This is a genomic window from Tardiphaga sp. 709, from assembly GCF_032401055.1.
Classification (GTDB): Bacteria; Pseudomonadota; Alphaproteobacteria; order Rhizobiales; family Xanthobacteraceae; genus Tardiphaga.
The window spans coordinates 5695889-5715288 of the sequence record NZ_CP135529.1; the positions used below are offsets into that span (position 1 = coordinate 5695889).

Consider the following 19400-nt stretch of genomic DNA (forward strand, 5'->3'; position numbering starts at 1 on the left):
GCTCGTGCGGTTTTCAGTTTCCGGTCTGTTCAACGGCATGGTCTATGCTGCCGGATTTCTCGCAGCACTACGGTTTCTAAATTTGCCGAGTTCTGCTGCGTCGTGCGTCGGCTACCTCGCGGGCCTTGCGGCGGGCTTTCTAATGCACAGGAATTTCACGTTTCTGGTTGGCGGTTCCTGGAAACGCCAGATGGTCAAATACGGCGTCGCCCAGGCCGGGGTGATGTCGGTTGTATCCGGGGTCTCCTACATTGCCGCCAATGTCATGCAATGGCCGACCTATGCGGTCATCGCCTCGGGGATCGTCGTGGCGCCGGTCCTGACGTTCACGCTGTTGAATTACTGGGTCTTTCCACCTAGAACCGACGCGGCTTTCTAAGGACGATGAAGTGGCTGATCTGCGTGACGTTCTTGCGATTCCTCAAATCTATCAAGGCTTTCAGAGGGCCGGTGGCTTCTTTGGCGCGCGCCTGACCGCGATGCAGAGGTATCTGCCCATCGCGGAGGATACCCGGATCGTCGACGTGGGTTGCGGTCCCGGCTACTTGCGGGATTTTCTGCCGAGATCCTCTCAGTATTTCGGCTTCGACACCGACGAGCGCTACATCGCGCGCGCGCGAAAAACGCAGCAGCCGCAGGATCGCTATCGTTGCCAGATCTTCGACGAGGCTGCAGCGGCCGAAGTTACTCCTGTCGATATCATCATGATGAACGGGTTGTTGCACCACCTGACCGACGACGAAGCACGCAATCTTCTGGCGGCGTCCGTTTCCGCGCTGAGCCCGGGCGGCCGAATTTTCACGCTGGACGGATGCTATATTCCCGGACAGACGCTGTTCCGGAAGACGCTGCTAGACTGGGATCGCGGCCAGTATGTCCGCACTGCTGAGCGCTACAAGGCGCTCTTCCCGGGCGCCGCCGTGTCACTATCAGCGTATGTCGATGAAGACCTGTCGCGGATCAGCTACACATTTCTGAGTATCGTTGCGACTAAACACGGAACGAGTTGAGTTCGGCGACGCCAGTGGCGTGATGTCGGCGGTTTTTCGACCGAGATTCTCGCGCTGAACGACCGCCGAAACAGGACCTGAAGACGACAAGGTGACTATGACGCGGACCTCCTTCTTGCCATCCTTGCTTCCGTCCTCTGGCGGGTCTCGCGTCATCCTTGCTCTGTTCGCCATTCTTCCGATTGTCGTGGTTCTCGCGAACTATGAGGTGCTGGGCAATCGCGTCGCGGATATCGACACTTGGTTCTATTACGGCCACTTCACGTCGCTGGGGCAGTACCGCAATGTCGATGCCTTCATCGGCAACAACTACTACCAGACCCGGTTGCCATACCTCATTCCCGGCTACATCATCTTCTCGCTGTTCTCCGAGACATGGGCCAAGTTCATTCTGGCCTACCTGAGCTATGCGGTGACGACCGCCAGTTTCTATTATCTCGTCGCTGCGAATTTCGACCGCCAGAAGGCGATGCTGGTCACTGCGCTGTTCGCGACGGATGTTTTCTTCGTTCGCGGCTATGGTTGGAACTATGTCGATATCGGCGTTCTCGCTTATTTCACCATCGGTATGGCCGCGCTGACGTGGGCGGGCAAGGAGCAGGCGGGACGTTTCGTCAAACTGGCGCTGGCGGGATTTGCCTTTGCCTGCATGTTGTTCATTCACTTGGGCTCGACCATCCTCGCTGCGCCTGCATTGGCCTATGTCTGGTATCGCATCCCGGAGGCACGCACACGCCGGGGCATGAACTGGACCATTGCCGGGATCGTGGTCGGCGCCGTCATTGCGCAGTTGCTGTTCGGCATTCTGAACAAGGCGATCTGGGGCAGCCGCTTCTTCTTCCTCTTTGAGCAACTGGCGGTCGGCAAGATCGAGTTGAAGACGAATCCGAGCTGGGAATCCCCGTTTGCGCTGCTGCGGAATGGTCCCTGGGTCACCGTCCACTTTGGCATCTGGCTCGCATCCGTAGCGGCGCTGATCCTCAACCTGCTCGGCCGGGTGCGCTTCGAACGTCCAGCCATCGTCTGGCTGTCGTCTGTCGTCGTCCTCTATGCGGCACTCTTTGCGGTCGATGCGGCAGGCTTTTCGAACTTCACCATGCGTGAAGGTTTGCGCATGACCTTCTTCCTAACAGCGTCGTATTTCTGTCTGCCGTTTCTCATCGGGGGGACGCTACCGCGTTGGGCTACCAGTTCCGTGGTTGCGATCTGCGTCCTCGCGCTAGCAGCCAATCTGCGCCTGCATCTCGATGAGCATCTCGTCGATGGACGCATTCTGGCGGCGGTGATCGCGCTGGCCCTCAGTCTGGGTTTCTATGTGCGGCGGGCGGCGATCATGGCAGCCGCGCTGGTTGTCGTCATTGTCGCGCGTTTCTTCGTTGTGTGGCCGTTCGCACAGAACGAGACGATCTATCAAGCCCATGCGCTCATTCAGTTGCTGGCCGGAAATGACCTTCCGCGGTTCATTACGTCGGACAAGGATCCGCTCTATGGGTCTATTCTTGCCTGTGTGATCAGCACCTTCACCGAGCGGGCATGGTGGATGCACGGACAGAATTTTCCGGAGCTTCCGCCGCAGGCGATGTGGTACAAGAGCAAGGTGTTTTTGCTTAGCTCGACCATCAAGGATCCCAATGAGGCCGCGCGATTGCTTGGGCCGAATGTGGACAAGATCGAGCCGATCGCGTCGTTCCGTCTGGGCGCATCGAGCAGTACATTTTATGTGTCGCAGTTCGAGGTAACGAACCGGATCGGCTTTCCCGCCGTTTTCGCAAAGTTTCAGAAACAGAGTTCTGCGATCCCGGCATCGATGCTTTCTTCGACGATCGAGGGAGATACGATCCGCGGTGAAGGCCGCCTGGCGGACGGCAAATCGAAGACGGGCTATCTCACCTTCGGGCCCTATGCGTCACTGTCGCGCGGAAAATACAGGTTTGTCTTCAAATACGGTCCGAGCTCCGGTCAGCAGGAATGGGACGTCGTAGTGCCGGATGCCGGCAAGGGCATGCGTACATTGGCGAAAGGCACGTTTGCCCCAACCGACAAGGTCGGGCAGGAGGTGACGGTCGACGTCGATCTTCCCAGTGACGTGATCAATCTCGAGGCCCGGACGCACTTTGCGGGTAACGGTACGTTGGGCGTTTCCGCTATCGGTATCATTCCGCTAGACTGACGAGACAACGCAGGTCCTGCGATAAACAACTGTGAAACGCTGAAAATGTTGAACCCGGATTTCGATCGGAATGACCGTTGAGCAAGACAGCTTTGGTGACCGGTGCGTCCGGACAGGACGGTAGCTATCTGATCGAGCTGTTGCTTGAGCGTGGCTATCACGTGCACGCGCAGTCGCGCGATCCGGCCGGGGCTGTCGAAACCAGACCGGCGGTCACCTGGCACGCTGGCGACATCGCTGACAGCGAATTTCTGAAGCGATTGATCGGCGACACTTCGCCCGATGAGATCTACAATCTTGCAGCGATCACGCGCCCCGGATTGTCGTGGCAGTACCCGGAGCAGACGGCAGTTCTGAATGCTCTGGTGCCGCAGCGCATTTGCGACCTGCTGGCTCAGGCAGGTTCTTCATGCCGGCTGTTTCAAGCCTCGACGTCTGAAATGTTCGATGGCGAACATGGGCAGGCCCAGAGCGAAACCACGCCGTTCAATCCGCAGTCGCCCTATGGAATATCGAAGACATTCGCGCATCGGACCGTCGGCGCATTTCGCAAACAGCGAGGTTTGCACGCGTCATGCGGCATTTTGTTCAATCACGAAAGCCCGCGTCGCGGGCTCAGTTTCGTGTCGCAGAAAATCGCCCATGCGGCGGCGGCTATCTCGTTGGGAATGCGGGAGACTCGTGAGCTAGATGAACGCGAGCGGCCGATCGTTGCCGAAGGCAAGCTGCATCTCGGCAATATCCATGTTCGCCGGGATTTCGGTTTCGCTGGCGATGTCGTGGTGGCGATGCATCTGATCGTTACCAGCAACCAGCCGGACGACTACATCATCGGCACTGGCGAGAGTCGCTCGATCGCGCAATTCTGCGAGCAGGCGTTTCGCCATGTCGGCCTTAACTGGGAGGACCACGTGGTCGTCGATCAGGCGCTGGAGCGCAACGTCGACACACCCTTTACCCAGGCGGACGCGTCAAAGCTGACTGCGCGGCTTGGTTGGAAACCGAAAGTCAGTTTCGATGCGCTGGTCGACATGATGGTGAATGAGCGAATCCGCATCCTGCAGGGCGGCTAGGACCGGTCTATGGCGCGGCTCGCATGGAGCCCGCGGAGCATGCCGTTCAAGCGGCTCGCCAGAACCTGCCAGTTGCGCTGCGCTAGCCATGTGGCCGCATTGGTTTGCATTTTTTCCTCGCGTCGTGATCGCCCAGCAATTGCGCGATGCCGCGGTCGATGGCGTCCTGCTCAAATCCATCGAACCTCACGACTGCGGTCCCCAACTCGTCGAAGATGGCCGCGGGCGTGACAGCGACCGGAGTGCCGCTGGCCAGCGCAATGCGAACGGCGCCGCTGGCGGATTCCGGGCTCTCATCATAGGGGAGGATCAACAGGTCGCATTCTGCGAGCTGGGCAAGGCTGTTGTTGTCGGTCTGGAAATCCGTCTTCCACTCGATCAGTTCAAACACGCCAAGCGTTTTTGCCAGCGCCTTGCAGCGCGCGATTTCGTCTGTGGATGTCGCCGATTCATACTCGGCGTTGACGAGCCGCAGCCGAATGTTCGGCCATTTCTGCCTGAGGCTGACCAAAGCGTGTATGAGCTTCGACAGCCCCTTGCCGGGCAGGAAGAAGCCATAAGAGCCGATGACCGGTGCGCTGCTTCCGATCAGTTGGCGAGCTTCGGAAGCATTGAAACGCTGCGGTGCGCCATGCGGGAAGTATGTGACGTTGGCGATCAGGCCCCAATCCTTGAGGCGATTGAGGTCGGCGATTTGGTGAACGAGAACGCGCGTCGAACGGCGAAGCGCCGCGATGATCGAGTTTCGTTCGTCTTCAGGGAGCTTTGCGAGGGTCGGGACGGAGTGCAGCACGACGACCGTAACCCGCGTGGCGAGGCGTGTGTCCCGGAGCAGCTTTGCGAGGTCCTGCCATGATATCAGGCCGGGCTGGTGCTGAATGACAAGAACCTCAGGATCACTGACTGACACGCTGCGCGCCAGACGATCCATGACGCCGCTCTCTTCGAGCATGGTCCATGCGGGAACGATCTGCGGTCTGGTGGCGCCGTCTTTGACCCGTGTCCGGTCGTCGCTCAGGATCGTGAGCTTGATCGCGTCCGGAGCGGTCTTCTCAATCATTCTGTCGAGCAGGAAGCGCGAATACTCGGCCACGCCGCATTTTACGTCCCAGGTCGATATCCAGCCGACGCGCAGTATTTTGGCGCGTGTGGAGATGACGTCCACGGCGCCGTTCACCAGACGTTCGACCCAGGGTGCCTGCGCCAGCGAGCGTTCGATATCGGCGGCCGCGCGCCGGGCCTTCTGCCTTGACGCGCTGTTGCTGTCGAGACGCTCCCGGTGAATTTCGCGGAAGGCGGCTGTGAGGTCGTCGAGGTCCGGCTCGACCCACAAGGATGAATTGTCGGCGACGTGGCTTGCCGAGCGTGCGAAATGGAATGCCACGAAGCGGCAATAGTCCGATGACGTGAAGTCCGCGTGGCCGCCATAGCCGGTGACGATCAACGGCATGCCTGCCGCCATGGCTTCCGCGGCCGGAAGGTTGAAGCCTTCGCCGCGGGTCGGCAGCACCATGGCGTCGGCGTCGCGAAACAGCGCGAGCATCTGATCGTCGTCGAAGTCCTGTTCGATCACGGTGATATCCGCGATCTCCGGATCTTCACGCCTCAGTCTGGCGACCTGTTCGGCGATGTCGCTATGAGGATTGGGGAAGGTCTTGATGATCAGCCGCACCGTGTCTTCCCGGCGAAAAGCTTTCGCATAGGCGGCGATGAGGACATCTGCGCCCTTTCGGGGAAAGCAGGACGACACGTGCAAGAAGGTGAACGGCCGTTCGGCAAGCGTTGCGGATCGCTCGAGGCCGATCTTGCGATAGCCGCTCAGGTCGGGCGCATAGCCGACATCGAGGATCGGACGCCAGACGCCGGAGTCGATCAGCGACTTCGTGACGAATGTGGTTGGAGCCAGGATGGCCTCGAAGTCCTCATTGAGCGCCTCCACGATGGCCGGCGGTAGCAGGGACTCTTCCCAGAACAGCATCGCAAACTTGTGCCCGGGCACGTCCGGCACGTAGATGGGATAATGCTGGCTGATGACGATCTGCGGTTCTGTCGGTGGCTCGTCGCGTGACACCAGCGATGCGATGATGTTGGCCTGCGCCGCCGATTCATCGCCGAAGTCCGGGACGGGGCCGTTCTCCCAGGGTATGACGCGCTGGTGGCCCGGACGTTCAGCTTCCATCGTCGTCGCCATGGACCGATTCACGGCGGCGAGGCTGTAGGCGCCTTGTACATGGCCGACGAATGTTGTGTGCAGATTGCGGAATATCCCACGCCTCGTATCGGGGTCGAGCGGTAGTCTCGCGCCGGCCGCTGCCAGTGCGCGCAGCAGCGCCGGGACATGACGGTTGAGCTCATATCGACTGATGAAGGCGAGCTGGCGTGCGACGACCCGGTCCCGAAAGTCCTGATCTGTTGCGAGTTGCATCAAAGCGTCCGCCACCGCATTGGCAGAACGTTCGGTCAAAGAGATGGCTGCATCCGCGATCGTATAGGCGATCGCGGAACAGGGCCATGCAATGACCGGCAGGCTGTGCGCCATGGCCTCGATCAGCGGAACGCCGAAGCCCTCGTGGTAGCTCAGGGATACATAGGCGTGCGCCGTATTGAACCAGCGATGCAGTTCCTCATCGGAGACGGCGCCTGTCAGGATAACGTGCTCATCCAGATGATGTTGCGCGGCGCGGCGGCGAATTTCGGCGGGGTAGGCGTCCTCTATCGAGTCGAAGCGTCCGACGATGACAAGGCGCGATGGCCGAGCATATCGTCGTGCGAATTCCGCGAAGGCGTCGACGAGATCGGCCTGTCCCTTTGACTTCGTCACCCGCCCGACGAACAGCACCGTAAACGGATCGGCGTTCGTCACGTTCGGTTTGGCAGGAGGCTGCCCGGCGTCACGCGGCCGCAACGTGTCGAGATCGAACAGAAGCGAACTGACCGCGGGGCTCTCGTAGCCGCAACGCTGTAGCTCCAGCATGTTGAACTCGCTGTCCGCAAGCGCAGCCAGCATATGTGGACGCATATCGACCAGTTGCCGTCGGCCTAGTTCGGAATAGGGGATCATCCATGGCGCATCGCCGAGAAACTCAGGCGGCGTCACGTTGTGATACATCAGGATCTTGCGGGCATCGAGCGACAGGATGAAGTCGAGAATGCCATGACCCATCGAGTGATGGACAATCAGAACGTAGTCGTCGTGATTGGGCAGGTCGTCCGCCAGAAAAAGCACGTCGGACAATCTCGGGTCGCGGTGCTCGACGAAGATTTCGCTCTCATAGCCGAGACCGCGCAGAAGACGCTGAACCAGAAAAAGCGAGTTCGTCACCGCGTCGCCTACGGCGGATCCGGAATGAAACTGATGCACCGTGCGGATCTGCGTGCGCCCGCCGACATACGGGACGGCTGCCTGCAATGCGCCCGCGGATTTGACCCGCGGATTGACCGGCACCGGCTGCTTCATCAGCCCGGCGCGAACCAGCGCCTTGACCGTCAGGAAACGTGCAAGACGCACGCCGCGCTCTGCTGTAGTGCCGCGTCCTGATGCCTTGTTAAGTCGCTGGACAAGGCCGAGCGGAATGCCGGCGCTGATCAGCGCCGCGCCGTAGCGTCGTCGGGCAAGGTTCTGAAAGATGGGTGGGACGCGTCCGAACAACTGCAGATCTCTCAAAGAGCTTTGTCAAAATGTCTTTTGAAACGGCCGGCCGGACGCCGTTTTGGTAGCCATTTGATACCACTGCCGCAATGACGAAGCCAATGCAAGCAGGCCTGACTAGACGTCGTCAGGCCTCATCCGGAACATTTGCGTCGAGTTCCGCAGTCCAGATCCTGGCCGAGGAATCGCTGGGTGCGCGCCAGTCGCCGCGCGGCGATAGTGAGCCGCCTGATGCGACCTTGGGGCCGTTCGGAATGGCCGAGCGCTTGAACTGGCTGATCTGAAAGAACCGGTACACGAAGGTCCGCAGCCACTTCTTGACGACCGCCAATTCGAATGAGTGCTTGTCCTGCTCCAGCATGCCGGGTGGCCACTCGCCCGCCTTCGCATCGCGCCAAGCGTTCCAGGACAGGAAGGCGACCTTGCTCGGCCGGAAGCCAAATCGTGTGATGTAGTAGAGGTTGAAGTCCTGCAGGGCATACGGGCCAACAATCTGTTCGGTGCTTTGGGCAGGACGGTCACCGTCGCCGGGAACCAGCTCGGGCGAAATCTCGGTGGCAAGGATCGACCGCAGGATGGTCGATGCGCTGTCGCCGAATTCCCGGCGGTCAGCCACCCAGCGGATCAGGTGCTGGATTAGCGTCTTGGGAACCGAAGCGTTGACGTTGTAGTGCGACATGTGATCGCCGACGCCATAGGTGCACCAGCCGAGCGCCAGTTCGGATAGGTCGCCGGTGCCGACAACGATGCCGTTGTGAAAATTGGCGAGGCGGAACAGCAAGGAGGTGCGTGCACCGGCCTGAACGTTCTCGAATGTCACGTCGTAGTCGGGCAGTCCCTTCGAATTGGGATGCGCGAGATCGCTCAGCATCTGTCGCGAGGCCGGCGTGATATCGATTTCCTCGGCGCTCACACCCATGGCGCTCATCAGGGCATGCGCGTTGGTTTTGGTGTGCTTGGACGTCGCGAAGCCCGGTAACGTGTAGCAGAGGATATTCTGACGCGGCAGGTTCAGACGATCGAACGCCCTGGCGGCGACAATGAGAGCGTGGGTCGAGTCCAGTCCGCCGGAAATTCCGAGGACGACCTTGGTCATTCCGGTCGCGCGCAGGCGCGTGACCAGACCGTGGACCTGGATGTTGAAAGCCTCGTAGCAGCTTTCATCCAGCAGCTTGGCGTCGTCCGGCACGAACGGAAAGCGGTTGATGGCTCGGTTCAGGCAGACGCGGTCCTCCACGGGAGGCGCAAGTGCGAATTCGATTTTCCGGAAGGTTGTCACCTTGTCGGACTGTGAGTCCGCACAATCGCCCCACGATCCGACACGCATGCGTTCCTGACGCAGCCGCTCAAGATCGATATCCGCGGTGATGAGTTGGGACTCCTGCGGGAAGCGCTCGGCTTCCGCGAGCTGCTCGCCAAGCTCGAACACGGCTGCCTGTCCATCCCACGCCAGATCGGTGGTGGATTCGCCGGGGCCTGATGCGGAGTACAGATAGGCGGCAATGCACCGCGCGGACTGCGAACGGCACAGCATCCGGCGATTGTCGGCTTTGCCGACGGTGATGTTGGACGCCGAGAGATTGGCTAGAACGGTCGCCCCGGCGAGCGCGCCGAAAGTCGACGGCGGGACGGGGGTCCAGACGTCCTCGCAGATTTCCACATGGATAGCGAAGTCGGGCATGTCCTTCGCGGAGAAGATCAGGTCAGTGCCGAACGGCGTATCCTGTCCCGCGAATTGTACGACGCGCGACCCTTGCAGCCATCCCGCGGCAAAGTGACGTTTTTCGTAAAATTCACGATAGTTCGGCAGATAGGATTTGGGGACGATGCCCAGCAGCTTGCCGCGGTGAATGATGTAAGCGCAGTTGAACAGGCGACCCTGAAGAGGAAAGGGCGCTCCGACGATCAGCACGGGCATCAGATCGCGGCTCTGCTCGATGATGCCGTTGATCTCGCGCGCGGACGCTTCAAGCAGGGCGTCCTGATGAAACAGATCCTCGTTCGTGTAGGCGGAGATGCCAAGTTCCGGGAACAGGGCGAGGGCGCATGACATGGTATGGGCTTCGCGGGCCAGCCGCATCGTCTCGGCCGCATTGGCGGCAGGCTCGGCAACCTTGACCTGCGGAATGCAGACCGCGACGCGTGCGAAGCCATGATTGTAGATATTATCGAACATCGGTGGGCCTTATGCTGGGCAGGCGTCGTGCCACGGGGCATCGCAGCTTGTATCTAAATCATCATCCACGGCGGTTCGCTAATTCCATGCTGCTCGCATATGGTGGGTAGCTCGGGATTGCCCGCGGCCAGATACAGCAGGCCCAGATTGCCCGGAATTGCGAGCTGTCCCTCGTTCGCCAGCCGACGTAATTCGGGGCCAGCCACGAACATCGCCTCTACGCCGGGCTCGGTCTGGTGAAAGTCGCCGCGGACCAGTGCCGCAAAGCCGTAGACGCGGTTGGTCATCCGGCCGACGTCGGCAAAGCAGTCCAGCAGGCTCACCGTGTGCAGAACGGTGAGGCCAGTCTCTTCCTCAACCTCGCGGCGGGCGGTCTCGGAGGCCGGCTCGTCGCCGTCCCGCAGGCCGCCGGGGAATTCGAGGGTCCAGCAATCGACGATCGGGCGATATTGCCGGACCAGTACAACCGAGCCGTTTTCATGCAGGCACAGCACCTGGACGTAATCGGCCTGACCGATCGCGTGATAGGTCACAGGTTCGGTGCCGCCGGGCATGATGGCCGAAACCGCCTCGAGATTGACCCAGGGCGAAATCGGGGTCCTGCTGCGCTCCACGGTTCGCGGCTTGGAGGTCGCGTGATCGTTCGGCAAAGCTAACCCTTTCATAATCTGAGTTCCCGAAGGAGCGGGCCCGAGCGGTCCTGCTAGGACGCATTTGTGAGACCGGGGATGTCATATCCGGTTCAGCCCGACAATCAAACCGGCTTATGAGCTCGGGGGCCACAAGCGGATGATGAATCTAGGGATTTCCAGTTAATGGAACGGATTTCGGTGGCCTCGGCCTTCGACTCCTGCGGGAATTGCTGTATGAGAGCGGCAGAAAACCTGGTGGCGGGGAGACCCTTCTGGATGAACGTACCTTTCTATCGGCATGACCTGACGGCCGCCGACGCCGGCGCCGTTGCGAGCGTTCTGCAAACCCCGTTTCTGACCTCGGGAAATGTGGGTCGTGCCGTCGAGGATCGCCTTTGCGAATATTTCGGCACAAAGCATGCCTTGCTCGTCAATAGCTGGACGAATGGTGCCGTTGCCACCCTGCTGGCACTCAATATCGGTCCCGGCGACGAAGTCATCGTGCCTGCCCAGACGTTCATTGCGACCGCCAATGTGGCCGAACTGATCGGCGCGAAGGCCGTGTTCGTCGATGTCGACCCCGCGACACTGCTGATGAATCCGGACAGCGTTCGCGCGGCGATCACGCCGCGTACCCGCGCGATCATCCCGGTGCACCTGTATGGACAGATGGTCGATATCGCCGCGCTGCAGGACGCGCTGGAAGACCGACCCGATATCACCATTATCGAAGATGCTGCGCACTGCTTCGAAGGCGAATTGAACGGTGAGAAGCCTGGCAAGCGCTCGAGTTGCGCGATCTTCTCGTTCTATGCCACCAAGAATGTCACCTGCGGCGAGGGCGGTGCGCTGGTGACCAATGATACGGCGCTGTACGAGCGGCTGTTGCAGACCCGGATGCACGGCATGTCGGCGGGCGCGATCGACCGCTTCAAGCTCGGTGGCTACCGGCACTGGGACATGAAGCAGATGGGCATGAAGGCCAATCTTCCGGATTTGCTCGCCTGCCTGCTCCCGGCGCAGATCGATACGATCGATCAACGACTGCCGCGGCGCGACGACCTGTTTGCCGTTTACGAGCGCGCTTTCGCGGGTGCGCCGATCCGGCTGCCGTCGACCATCGGTAATTCGCGGCATGCCCGCCATCTGTTCGTCATCCACGTGCCGCCATCCATCAGGGACGATGCCATTCAGGTTCTGGGCGAGCACGGCATCGGCGTGACGGTAAACTATCGCGCGGTTCCCACAGTGACCTATTATCGCGAGAAATACGGCTTTGCGCCGAACGCCTATCCTGTCAGTGAGGCATGGGGCGCTGGCGCGATCAGCCTGCCACTGTTTCCGTCCCTGACGAAGGATGAGCAGACGCATGTCGTTGAGACCGTGCTCAATCAGATCGTACCGATGATCGAGCGAGAGCAGTCGGCTGCCTCGCGCTGATCGTCAATACTGTATTCAGGCGGCGGCTGGCTGACGTTCGCTGAGATTTTTGGAGAGTAGAATGGCTGGGGGTATTGAGTTGCAGAAGTCGCGCAAGACCGTGCTGGTGACAGGCGGCGCAGGATTTATCGGGTCGGGATTCGTGCGATATCTGTACGATCGTTACCCCGATTACCGGATCATAGTGGTGGACGCGCTCACTTATGCCGGCTCGGTTGATAACTTGCCGCCGGATGTCAACGCGATGAACAACGACCGTTTCGCGTTTTGGTATGGCAATGTCTGCAACGCCGAGCTGATGGACACACTGGTTGGACAGTCCGATATCATCGTGCATTTCGCGGCCGAGACTCACGTCACGCGGTCGATCTACGACAATCTGTTGTTCTTCCAGACCGACGTAATCGGCACGCAGACCATTATGAATGCCGTGCTGAAGCATTCGAAGCGAATCGAGCGCGTCATCCATATCTCGACGTCGGAAGTCTATGGCACAGCAGTTTTGCCGCAGATCGATGAGGATCATCCGCTCAATCCCGCGAGCCCCTATGCCAGCGCCAAATGCGGAGCAGATCGTCTGGTCTATTCGTATTGGTCGACATACAAATTGCCCGCTGTCATCGTGCGTCCGTTCAACAATTACGGCCCGCGGCAGCATCTCGAAAAGGCAATCCCGCGCTTCATCACCAATACGCTGACGAAGTCTCCGCTCACCATCCATGGGGACGGATCGGCGGCCCGCGATTTCGTGTATGTCGACGACACTGCAAGTGCCATTGATGTTTTGATGCATGCACCCGTCGAGCAGATCTCGGGCGAAGTGTACAACGTAGCGAGTGGTATCGACCGCGGAATGGGCGACATCGCGGCCGAGATCATTCGCACCATGGGCGGCGATCCCGGGCTGATCGTGAATATCGGTGATCGGCCGGGCCAGGTCCTTCGACACACCGGTGATGGCAGCAAGATTGCCAAGCAGTTTGGCTGGAAGCCCGCGGTCGACTGGGACACGGGCCTCGCCCGCACCATCGACTGGTTCCGGAACAACGTGTCCTGGTGGGAGAAGCAGAAGTGGATGCGTGAGATCCCGATCAAGACCTCGTCCGGCGAGATCATGATGCATTGAGGTGAGCGAACTCGCTTCGCGAGCGGAATTTCCTTGATTTAGACGCCGATCGGCTCGAACTGTGCAGGTGTTGGAGCGGTAATGCCTCATCTATCTATTGTAGCCCCGGTCTATAACGAGCCTCTGAGCACCGTTACAGCGCTAACCAGCAGAGTTGCGCTAGCGGTCGCCGATATCACCGACGACTACGAAATCATACTCGTCGATGATGGGAGTAAACGGGAGACGTGGGAGGCCATACGCTCAGCAAGCTCGAATGAGCCTCGCGTTCTCGGATTGCGGTTCGCCCGCAATTTCGGCCAGCACGTGGCTATCTCCGCCGGAATTGATAAGGCTGAGGGCGATTGGGTTATTGTAATGGATTCCGATCTGCAGGATCGGCCGGAAGTAATTCCCGAGCTATATGCAAAGGCGCTCGAAGGTTTTGATGTCGTATTTGTAAGACGGCAGCTGCGACCAGAGTCGCTGCTGTATCGAGGAGGCGCTCGCTTTTTCTACAAGGTTCTGAATCTTTTGTCGGGACAAGAGTACAACCGGCTATATGGAAACTTTTCGATTATTTCCCGAAAGGTAGTCATCGCCTTTCGATCACTGCCTGAATCTTCGCGATTCTATGGTGGCATGTTGTCGTGGCTTGGCTTTCCCGAGACCAGCATTCTTGCGCAACACGGAACCCGCCAAGCTGGATCAACCAACTACAACATCAAAAGGCGAGTGTTCTGGGCTCTCAAGCTCATCATCGGGTTCTCGACCAGACTGCTCTACTTGTCGATTTCGTTGGGTTTTTTGTTAGCGCTTTTAAGCCTCGTCATGGGCTCGGCGATTCTCTTCGAGAAGGTGATGTATCCCGAAAAACCTCTTCCGGGTTGGCCCAGCGTGTTTACGGCAGTGTTGTTCATCGGGGGGATAACCAACATCGCACTCGGAATTATCGGCATTTATATCGGTCGGATATTTGAGGAGACGAAGCGTCGTCCGCTCTATGTGATCAGTGAGTTAACGCGCTAACGCAGAGGTGGTGACGATGATGAAGAAAACTGATGGCATGTTCTGGTGCCATGGCTCCATAGCATGGTCACTGCTGTGACCACCCTTGCAGTTCTTCAACCGGGATATTTGCCATGGCTCGGATATTTTGATCAGGTCACACAAGCTGACTATTTCGTTCACTATGATGACGTGCCGTTCGATAAGCATGGCTGGCGGAATAGGAATCGCGTCAAGGCTCTCAATGGGCCCGTTTGGCTTACCGTTCCGGTTCTTCACTCAGGAAAGTTCGGCCAGTTGATAAACGAGGTGAGAATTGACCCCCAGCAGAACTGGCAACGCAAGCATTTGGCGACGATCAAGCAAATGTATGCATCGGCACCGTATCTCAAGGACTGGCTGCCAAAACTGACGGAAGTCATCGATCGAAAATGGGAATCTCTCGTGGATCTCAATTTGGCGATGACAGACATGTTGTTACAGGCGTTCCGAATTGAGACCCGCATGCTTCGTTCGTCCGAACTTGGAATCGCCGGAGATAAGAACGAAAGGCTGCTGAAATTGTGTGAGCTCGTTGGTGCGACCAAATATCTGACTGGCGATGCAGCACGTGACTATCTCGATATAGGGCTGTTCTCCGATCATGGTATTGAGGTGAGGTGGCACGGATATACCCATCCCATCTATCCGCAGCTTCATGGAGAGTTTGTTTCTCATCTCTCAGCTCTTGATCTTCTCCTGAATTGCGGCGGGGAATCTAAGGTAGTTCTGAAGTCTAGATGACCGCAGAAAGTTGGAGGCGGAGAAAGCGTGAAATTCGTTCTGTTCGCATTGACTGGCTTAGGAAATGTTGTTTTGCGGACCCTGTTGGATCGCGGAATTCGACCGGACCTGCTGATCACCCGAGAAGAAAAAGGCGCGTATCCCTACGAGCCTATTCCCTTCATTGGTGATCTTGCATCTTCAAGCGACGTGCCTTGGAATACGTGCTCACCGGATGATCAGTCGTTCGCCTCGTGTAGCGATGGGTTACTATTAGTTGCGACCTATCATCGGATTATACGTCGCAATGTGTTGCAGAATTTCAAAACGGCGATCAATCTTCACCCTTCATTACTTCCGCATAACAGAGGGTCTAATCCGTTCTTCTGGTCACTTCGAAACGGCGACAAATCGGCTGGAGTATCTGCTCATGCATTAACCGAAGGGGTCGATGATGGGCCGATCTGCATGCAAGCATCGATTGATGTCGGTCCGAACGAGACCCAGACCCTTTTACGTCATAGGTTAGCTCACGTGGCCGGAAAGATGTCGGTGGACATCGTGAATCAATTTCGAAGTGAAACGCTGGTATTCAAAGAACAGGATGCCCGGTTTGCGACATCTTACCCTCGATTGGATGAGGCGGCATTCCAAATAGATACCAACGAAAGCGCTGATCAGATCCGACGGCATGTTAACGCGTTGCGAGATTGGCCTTTGGCTTTGCTGGGGGGGCGTCGGGTCCGTCGGCTCACGCAAATTCTGGAGCCATCCTTAGTTGAGCCGGGTACGATCTTGTCTGAAAATTCTGCCGAATATGTCGTTCGTGTCGCGGATGCCGACATTGTTCTTGAGCTCGAGAATGGCGCGGCTGGGAATTTATGAAGATGGACAATGACCTCAATGCATTTCTGCGTAGGACCGCATCAGGCCTGACAGAGGTGCGCCCAAACTTCTGGTGCGCATCGGATGTGGCGCCAGTTTCATATCCGGGCGGCGCTCATACGGCGCTTGCCAATGTCGAGAGCTCATCTTTTTGGTTCAGTCACCGAAACAGGATCATTTCGGCGGTTGTGAAGCGCTTCTCGAAGACGGGACCTCTTTTAGAAATTGGTGGCGGCAATGGCTTTGTGTCGCTTGGGCTCCAGCAGGCCGGCGTCTCCACCGTGGTTGTGGAGCCAGGCGTGGATGGAGCCGCGATTGCCGCTGAACGCGGGCTGACGGTCGTCAATAGTGCGTTTTCTGATGATCTCTTTGCTGCTGATAGCTTGCCAGCAATTGGACTCTTCGATGTGATTGAGCACGTACCCAATGACAAGGAGTTCCTGATTGCCTGTCTACGCGCTCTGGAGCCCGGTGGGTTTGTTTATATTTCAGTTCCAGCGCAACCGGCGCTATGGTCTGCTGACGACGAATATGCCGGTCACTACAGGCGTTATACACGGTCGGGGCTGGCTTCAGTGCTTGAAGTTTCCGGCTTTCAGATTGTTCAGGTGAGCGGGTTCTTTCTACTGCTGGTTTTGCCACTATTACTATTGCGCACTCTGCCGAGCAGATTTGGCCGGAGGAAAGTAACTTCGGCTGATCAGGCGGTCACCCATCACAAGGAGGGGCTCGTCTCCCGTCTGATCGGCTCGCTGTCCGGTTTCGAGATTGGCGCGATCTCCAGCGGATATTCGCTTCCTGCCGGCACCAGCCTCATTGCAATCGCGCGCAAGCCGCAGAGCAAATGAGCGACCTTGGTCCCGGCGAGAGTGCGCTCTCCCGCGCCTTCAAGGCGTTTGTTGCTGACGACGGGGCGCGCCTGCAAGCCGTCCGGTTCGTGATCGTCGGGCTGAAGAGCAACGCAGTTTACTATTTGCTCTATGTTCTGCTCGCGCTGGCTGGGGTAGGGCCCAAGACCGCTGTGGTGATCGTCTTTGTTTTCGGAATGGTCTATGCGTTCTGGTTCAACAAGGCATTTGTCTTCCGGGATCGCGATCACCTGAACTGGCAGTTCGTGCGCTATATGGGCGTCTACATATTCGCGTTGGCCCTGAATCTCGTTCTGCTGGAGTGGGCGACGACCTCTTTGGGATTCAGTCACTTTCTGGTTCAGGCCGTTCTAGGGGTGGTGATTGCGATTCCGATTTTCTTTCTGCTGAAGTATTTTGTCTTTCCATCCAAGGAACAGGGTGCGGTCGGGCCCTGATCCGGCGTTCTGGGCCTAGTTTTCCTTGTAGTATTCGATCGACCGAACTGTCGCCCGGCTGATGCCGTTGGGTGACTCGTTTCTGAAAACAAGGGTCGGATTATTGGCCGGAATCGGAAGCCTGATATCGACGGTCTGATCGATCGCGCGGACGCCGACCGATACAGGATTTTGCAGCGCGCTGATGTTGTCGGAGGTTGCGGTTGCAATTCCGATCTGGCCTTCGCTGACCGTCAGGGTCACCCGCATGATGATGTGCTGCAGCCCTTCGATGTGCTCCGGGGACAACAAAGCGGTTGCTCCGTAGCACCACTGGCATGCGGGCATTGTCAAGGCGATGCCGTTGGAAGCGATTCCGATCGCGCCGCCATTCTGAGGCATGATGGGATAGAGGGCGAGTTCCCCGATCCGGGCGCCTATGGGCGACGCGACGGGAGCAAGCTCGACGATGGCGATCACGTAGGACTCGACGGGCGCCGTGTAGTTCGCGCGCGCGATCTCGGTAAAGTTCGCGGGTATGCTCTTCAGTGCTGCGAAGGCCTCGTCGAGCTCCTTGTCGTTACGCGCGATAACGCCGATGAACGGCTTCTGATGCACGGATTGCCTGACGGCGTCGTCGATCACCGGCATGCCCGGACCGGTAAAGCCCTGAACGCGGCTGTAACCCCAGAGAAACATCGATTGCATCGAGTTCAAATTGACGTTCTCTGGCGCGTTGCTGTACCAGAATCCGATTGCCGTAGGCGTCGGCACGTGCGTTCGCACGAATTTCTGCAGAAATACCGCGCCCGCATAGACGTCTTTTTCAAGCTCTGCCTTCTCTTTGAGGCCGGGCCAGGACGCGTACTGGATTATGACCCGCGGCTGCCAATAGAACATGAGGGTGGTGGACACGATCAGGCCCGCGAGCAGGGCCGGCGCCGAGGTGATCCGTGGACGGAGCAGGGCGAGCACCACTGTGATGGCAGCCAGGGCAATCCAGATCCGTATGTCGTTGGGGATCGTGGGGGGCATGGCCTGCCGCGCAAACCAGAGTCCCGCGAGCCCGACGGCGGTGCCGATGCAGATGACCCGGAAAATGGTCGGCGTGCGGGTTGAGGCTATTCCGGCGATGGCAATCAGAGCCAGGAGACAGCCGGGAAGCAGGTAGACCACGTAATAGAACAACGACAGCCAGCCATGGCCCATGAAATGCAGGCCGAACACGGCGGTGGTGAGAAGCGTAATGTACAGCGCCGCGCCGATGCAGAAGTCACGCTGCTCCTGCTGGAGCGCAGACCTATTCAGCGCCGTGGCGAGGATGACGGCGACGCAGAAGAAAATCGGCAGCAGGAAGATCAGGTTGCCGATCGCAATGATGTTGCTCAGCGAATGGAACCAGTTCGACATCTGCCCGCCGAGAAGGGTGCGTGCAGAATTGAACGCGGCGGCTTCAATGAAGACGCGCGAAGTGCCGGTCGCAAGCGAAAACAGCACCTGGAGCATGGCATAGCCGGCGATGAAGCCGAAGATGATCGCAAGCGTCAGGCGGATTGCCGGAAGAATGCCGATCTTTCGATTCATCCAGAACCAACTGGGGACGAAGAGACCAGCGATCATCAGGAGATGTAGGTTGCAGTTGACGGCGAGAGCGAGCGAAAAGCCCGCGATGACATAGGCCGGAACGCGATGGCGTTGAGGAACGAGAATGAATGCGAGTGCCACCAGAAAGTAGACCGTCGCGAATCCATCATAGTGCGTCCACGAAATCGAGCGAAGCAGCCATGGAATGAAGCAGAGCCAGGATATTGTGAGGACCGCCGTGGCGAAGCCGAAATAGCGCTGCGCTATCCGAAAGGCCGCATAGGCTGCCGAGGTGAGCACCAGCAGACGGCACAGAAACAGCCCATTGGTCTGGCCGAACACAAGCAGGAATGCACGATCGAGAAGAATATAGGCGATACGCGACGAATAGTAGGTGTGACCGTATCGGTGATAGGTTCCGAAGTAGTCGTTGACGTAACCGGCATAGACATAGGGATCGAGGAAGCCGGCCTGCAGAATCAGTGTCGAAGCGGTCGACACGATCAGGAGAGCGAATCCAAAGCAGATTGCGAGCGGGAGCAGATGTTCGATCAGTTCAGCGCGGTTCGGTCGCCGCATAGCAATCGAAAAAGACATTCAAGCCCCCCGGCCCAACGAGTT

The 19400-nt window shown here is 58.4% G+C and carries 15 protein-coding genes; 11 read left to right on the forward strand and 4 right to left on the reverse strand.

Annotation, left to right across the window (positions count from 1 at the left end; translation table 11 throughout):
* The first annotated feature begins 4 nt into the window (after nucleotides 1-4).
* The 4 genes from RSO67_RS27455 (at nucleotide 5) to RSO67_RS27470 (ending at nucleotide 4253) form a co-directional block, all read left to right on the forward strand.
* Nucleotides 5-379, forward strand: coding sequence for a GtrA family protein (locus tag RSO67_RS27455; protein ID WP_315841418.1), 375 nt, complete (start codon nucleotides 5-7; stop codon nucleotides 377-379).
* A 10-nt stretch (nucleotides 380-389) separates the two neighbouring features.
* Nucleotides 390-1010, forward strand: a complete 621-nt coding sequence (locus RSO67_RS27460; RefSeq protein WP_315841419.1) for a class I SAM-dependent methyltransferase — start codon at nucleotides 390-392, stop codon at nucleotides 1008-1010.
* Between the two features lie 115 nt (nucleotides 1011-1125).
* Nucleotides 1126-3180 (forward strand): hypothetical protein, encoded by a 2055-nt coding sequence (locus RSO67_RS27465; protein WP_315841420.1) that lies wholly within the window; start codon nucleotides 1126-1128, stop codon nucleotides 3178-3180.
* Between the two features lie 77 nt (nucleotides 3181-3257).
* Complete coding sequence (locus RSO67_RS27470) at nucleotides 3258-4253, forward strand: GDP-mannose 4,6-dehydratase (RefSeq protein WP_315841421.1); 996 nt, start codon at nucleotides 3258-3260, stop codon at nucleotides 4251-4253.
* Nucleotides 4254-4335: 82 nt separating this feature from the next.
* Here the strand turns inward: RSO67_RS27470 and RSO67_RS27475 are convergent, their stop codons facing one another.
* The 3 genes from RSO67_RS27475 to RSO67_RS27485 form a co-directional block, all read right to left on the reverse strand.
* Nucleotides 4336-7902, reverse strand: a complete 3567-nt coding sequence (locus RSO67_RS27475) for a glycosyltransferase (RefSeq protein ID WP_315841422.1) — start codon at nucleotides 7900-7902, stop codon at nucleotides 4336-4338.
* A gap of 127 nt (nucleotides 7903-8029) precedes the next feature.
* Nucleotides 8030-10078, reverse strand: coding sequence for an NAD(+) synthase (locus RSO67_RS27480; protein ID WP_315841423.1), 2049 nt, complete (start codon nucleotides 10076-10078; stop codon nucleotides 8030-8032).
* Between the two features lie 53 nt (nucleotides 10079-10131).
* Nucleotides 10132-10743, reverse strand: coding sequence for an NUDIX hydrolase (locus RSO67_RS27485; RefSeq protein ID WP_315841424.1), 612 nt, complete (start codon nucleotides 10741-10743; stop codon nucleotides 10132-10134).
* 243 nt (nucleotides 10744-10986) lie between these two features.
* Between RSO67_RS27485 and RSO67_RS27490 the strand changes: the two genes are divergently transcribed.
* From RSO67_RS27490 to RSO67_RS27520, 7 genes are all read left to right on the forward strand, one after another.
* A complete protein-coding gene (locus RSO67_RS27490) occupies nucleotides 10987-12150 on the forward strand; it encodes a DegT/DnrJ/EryC1/StrS aminotransferase family protein (RefSeq protein ID WP_315841425.1) in 1164 nt (387 codons plus the stop codon).
* A gap of 61 nt (nucleotides 12151-12211) precedes the next feature.
* Nucleotides 12212-13276 (forward strand): dTDP-glucose 4,6-dehydratase, encoded by a 1065-nt coding sequence (locus RSO67_RS27495; protein ID WP_315841426.1) that lies wholly within the window; start codon nucleotides 12212-12214, stop codon nucleotides 13274-13276.
* Nucleotides 13277-13357: 81 nt separating this feature from the next.
* Nucleotides 13358-14284 (forward strand): glycosyltransferase family 2 protein, encoded by a 927-nt coding sequence (locus RSO67_RS27500; protein WP_315841427.1) that lies wholly within the window; start codon nucleotides 13358-13360, stop codon nucleotides 14282-14284.
* A 75-nt stretch (nucleotides 14285-14359) separates the two neighbouring features.
* The gene (locus RSO67_RS27505) at nucleotides 14360-15046 is read left to right on the forward strand and encodes a WbqC family protein (protein ID WP_315841428.1); all 687 of its coding nucleotides are present in this window, start codon (nucleotides 14360-14362) and stop codon (nucleotides 15044-15046) included.
* Nucleotides 15047-15073: 27 nt separating this feature from the next.
* Nucleotides 15074-15910 carry a methionyl-tRNA formyltransferase gene (locus tag RSO67_RS27510; RefSeq protein ID WP_315841429.1) on the forward strand — a complete coding sequence of 279 codons (837 nt, stop codon included), beginning with the start codon at nucleotides 15074-15076 and terminating at the stop codon, nucleotides 15908-15910.
* Between the two features lie 2 nt (nucleotides 15911-15912).
* Nucleotides 15913-16758: a class I SAM-dependent methyltransferase gene (locus RSO67_RS27515; protein ID WP_315841430.1), complete on the forward strand. Its 846-nt coding sequence runs from the start codon at nucleotides 15913-15915 to the stop codon at nucleotides 16756-16758.
* Nucleotides 16755-17216, forward strand: a complete 462-nt coding sequence (locus RSO67_RS27520) for a GtrA family protein (protein ID WP_315841431.1) — start codon at nucleotides 16755-16757, stop codon at nucleotides 17214-17216. Before RSO67_RS27515 ends, RSO67_RS27520 begins: the two co-directional genes overlap by 4 nt.
* A 15-nt stretch (nucleotides 17217-17231) precedes the next feature.
* On the opposite strand, the gene RSO67_RS27525 is transcribed toward RSO67_RS27520, so the two are convergent.
* Nucleotides 17232-19376, reverse strand: a complete 2145-nt coding sequence (locus RSO67_RS27525; RefSeq protein WP_315841432.1) for a hypothetical protein — start codon at nucleotides 19374-19376, stop codon at nucleotides 17232-17234.
* Nucleotides 19377-19400: the final 24 nt, after the last annotated feature.

Bases quoted from the DNA above. Each gene is read 5' to 3' on its own strand.
- RSO67_RS27480 (WP_315841423.1), bottom strand. From the start codon at position 10,078: ATGTTCGATAATATCTACAATCATGGCTTCGCACGCGTCGCGGTCTGC.
- RSO67_RS27485 (WP_315841424.1), bottom strand. From the start codon at position 10,743: ATGAAAGGGTTAGCTTTGCCGAACGATCACGCGACCTCCAAGCCGCGA.
- RSO67_RS27490 (WP_315841425.1), top strand. From the start codon at position 10,987: ATGAACGTACCTTTCTATCGGCATGACCTGACGGCCGCCGACGCCGGC.
- RSO67_RS27495 (WP_315841426.1), top strand. From the start codon at position 12,212: ATGGCTGGGGGTATTGAGTTGCAGAAGTCGCGCAAGACCGTGCTGGTG.
- RSO67_RS27500 (WP_315841427.1), top strand. From the start codon at position 13,358: ATGCCTCATCTATCTATTGTAGCCCCGGTCTATAACGAGCCTCTGAGC.
- RSO67_RS27515 (WP_315841430.1), top strand. From the start codon at position 15,913: ATGGACAATGACCTCAATGCATTTCTGCGTAGGACCGCATCAGGCCTG.
- RSO67_RS27520 (WP_315841431.1), top strand. From the start codon at position 16,755: ATGAGCGACCTTGGTCCCGGCGAGAGTGCGCTCTCCCGCGCCTTCAAG.
- RSO67_RS27525 (WP_315841432.1), bottom strand. From the start codon at position 19,376: ATGTCTTTTTCGATTGCTATGCGGCGACCGAACCGCGCTGAACTGATC.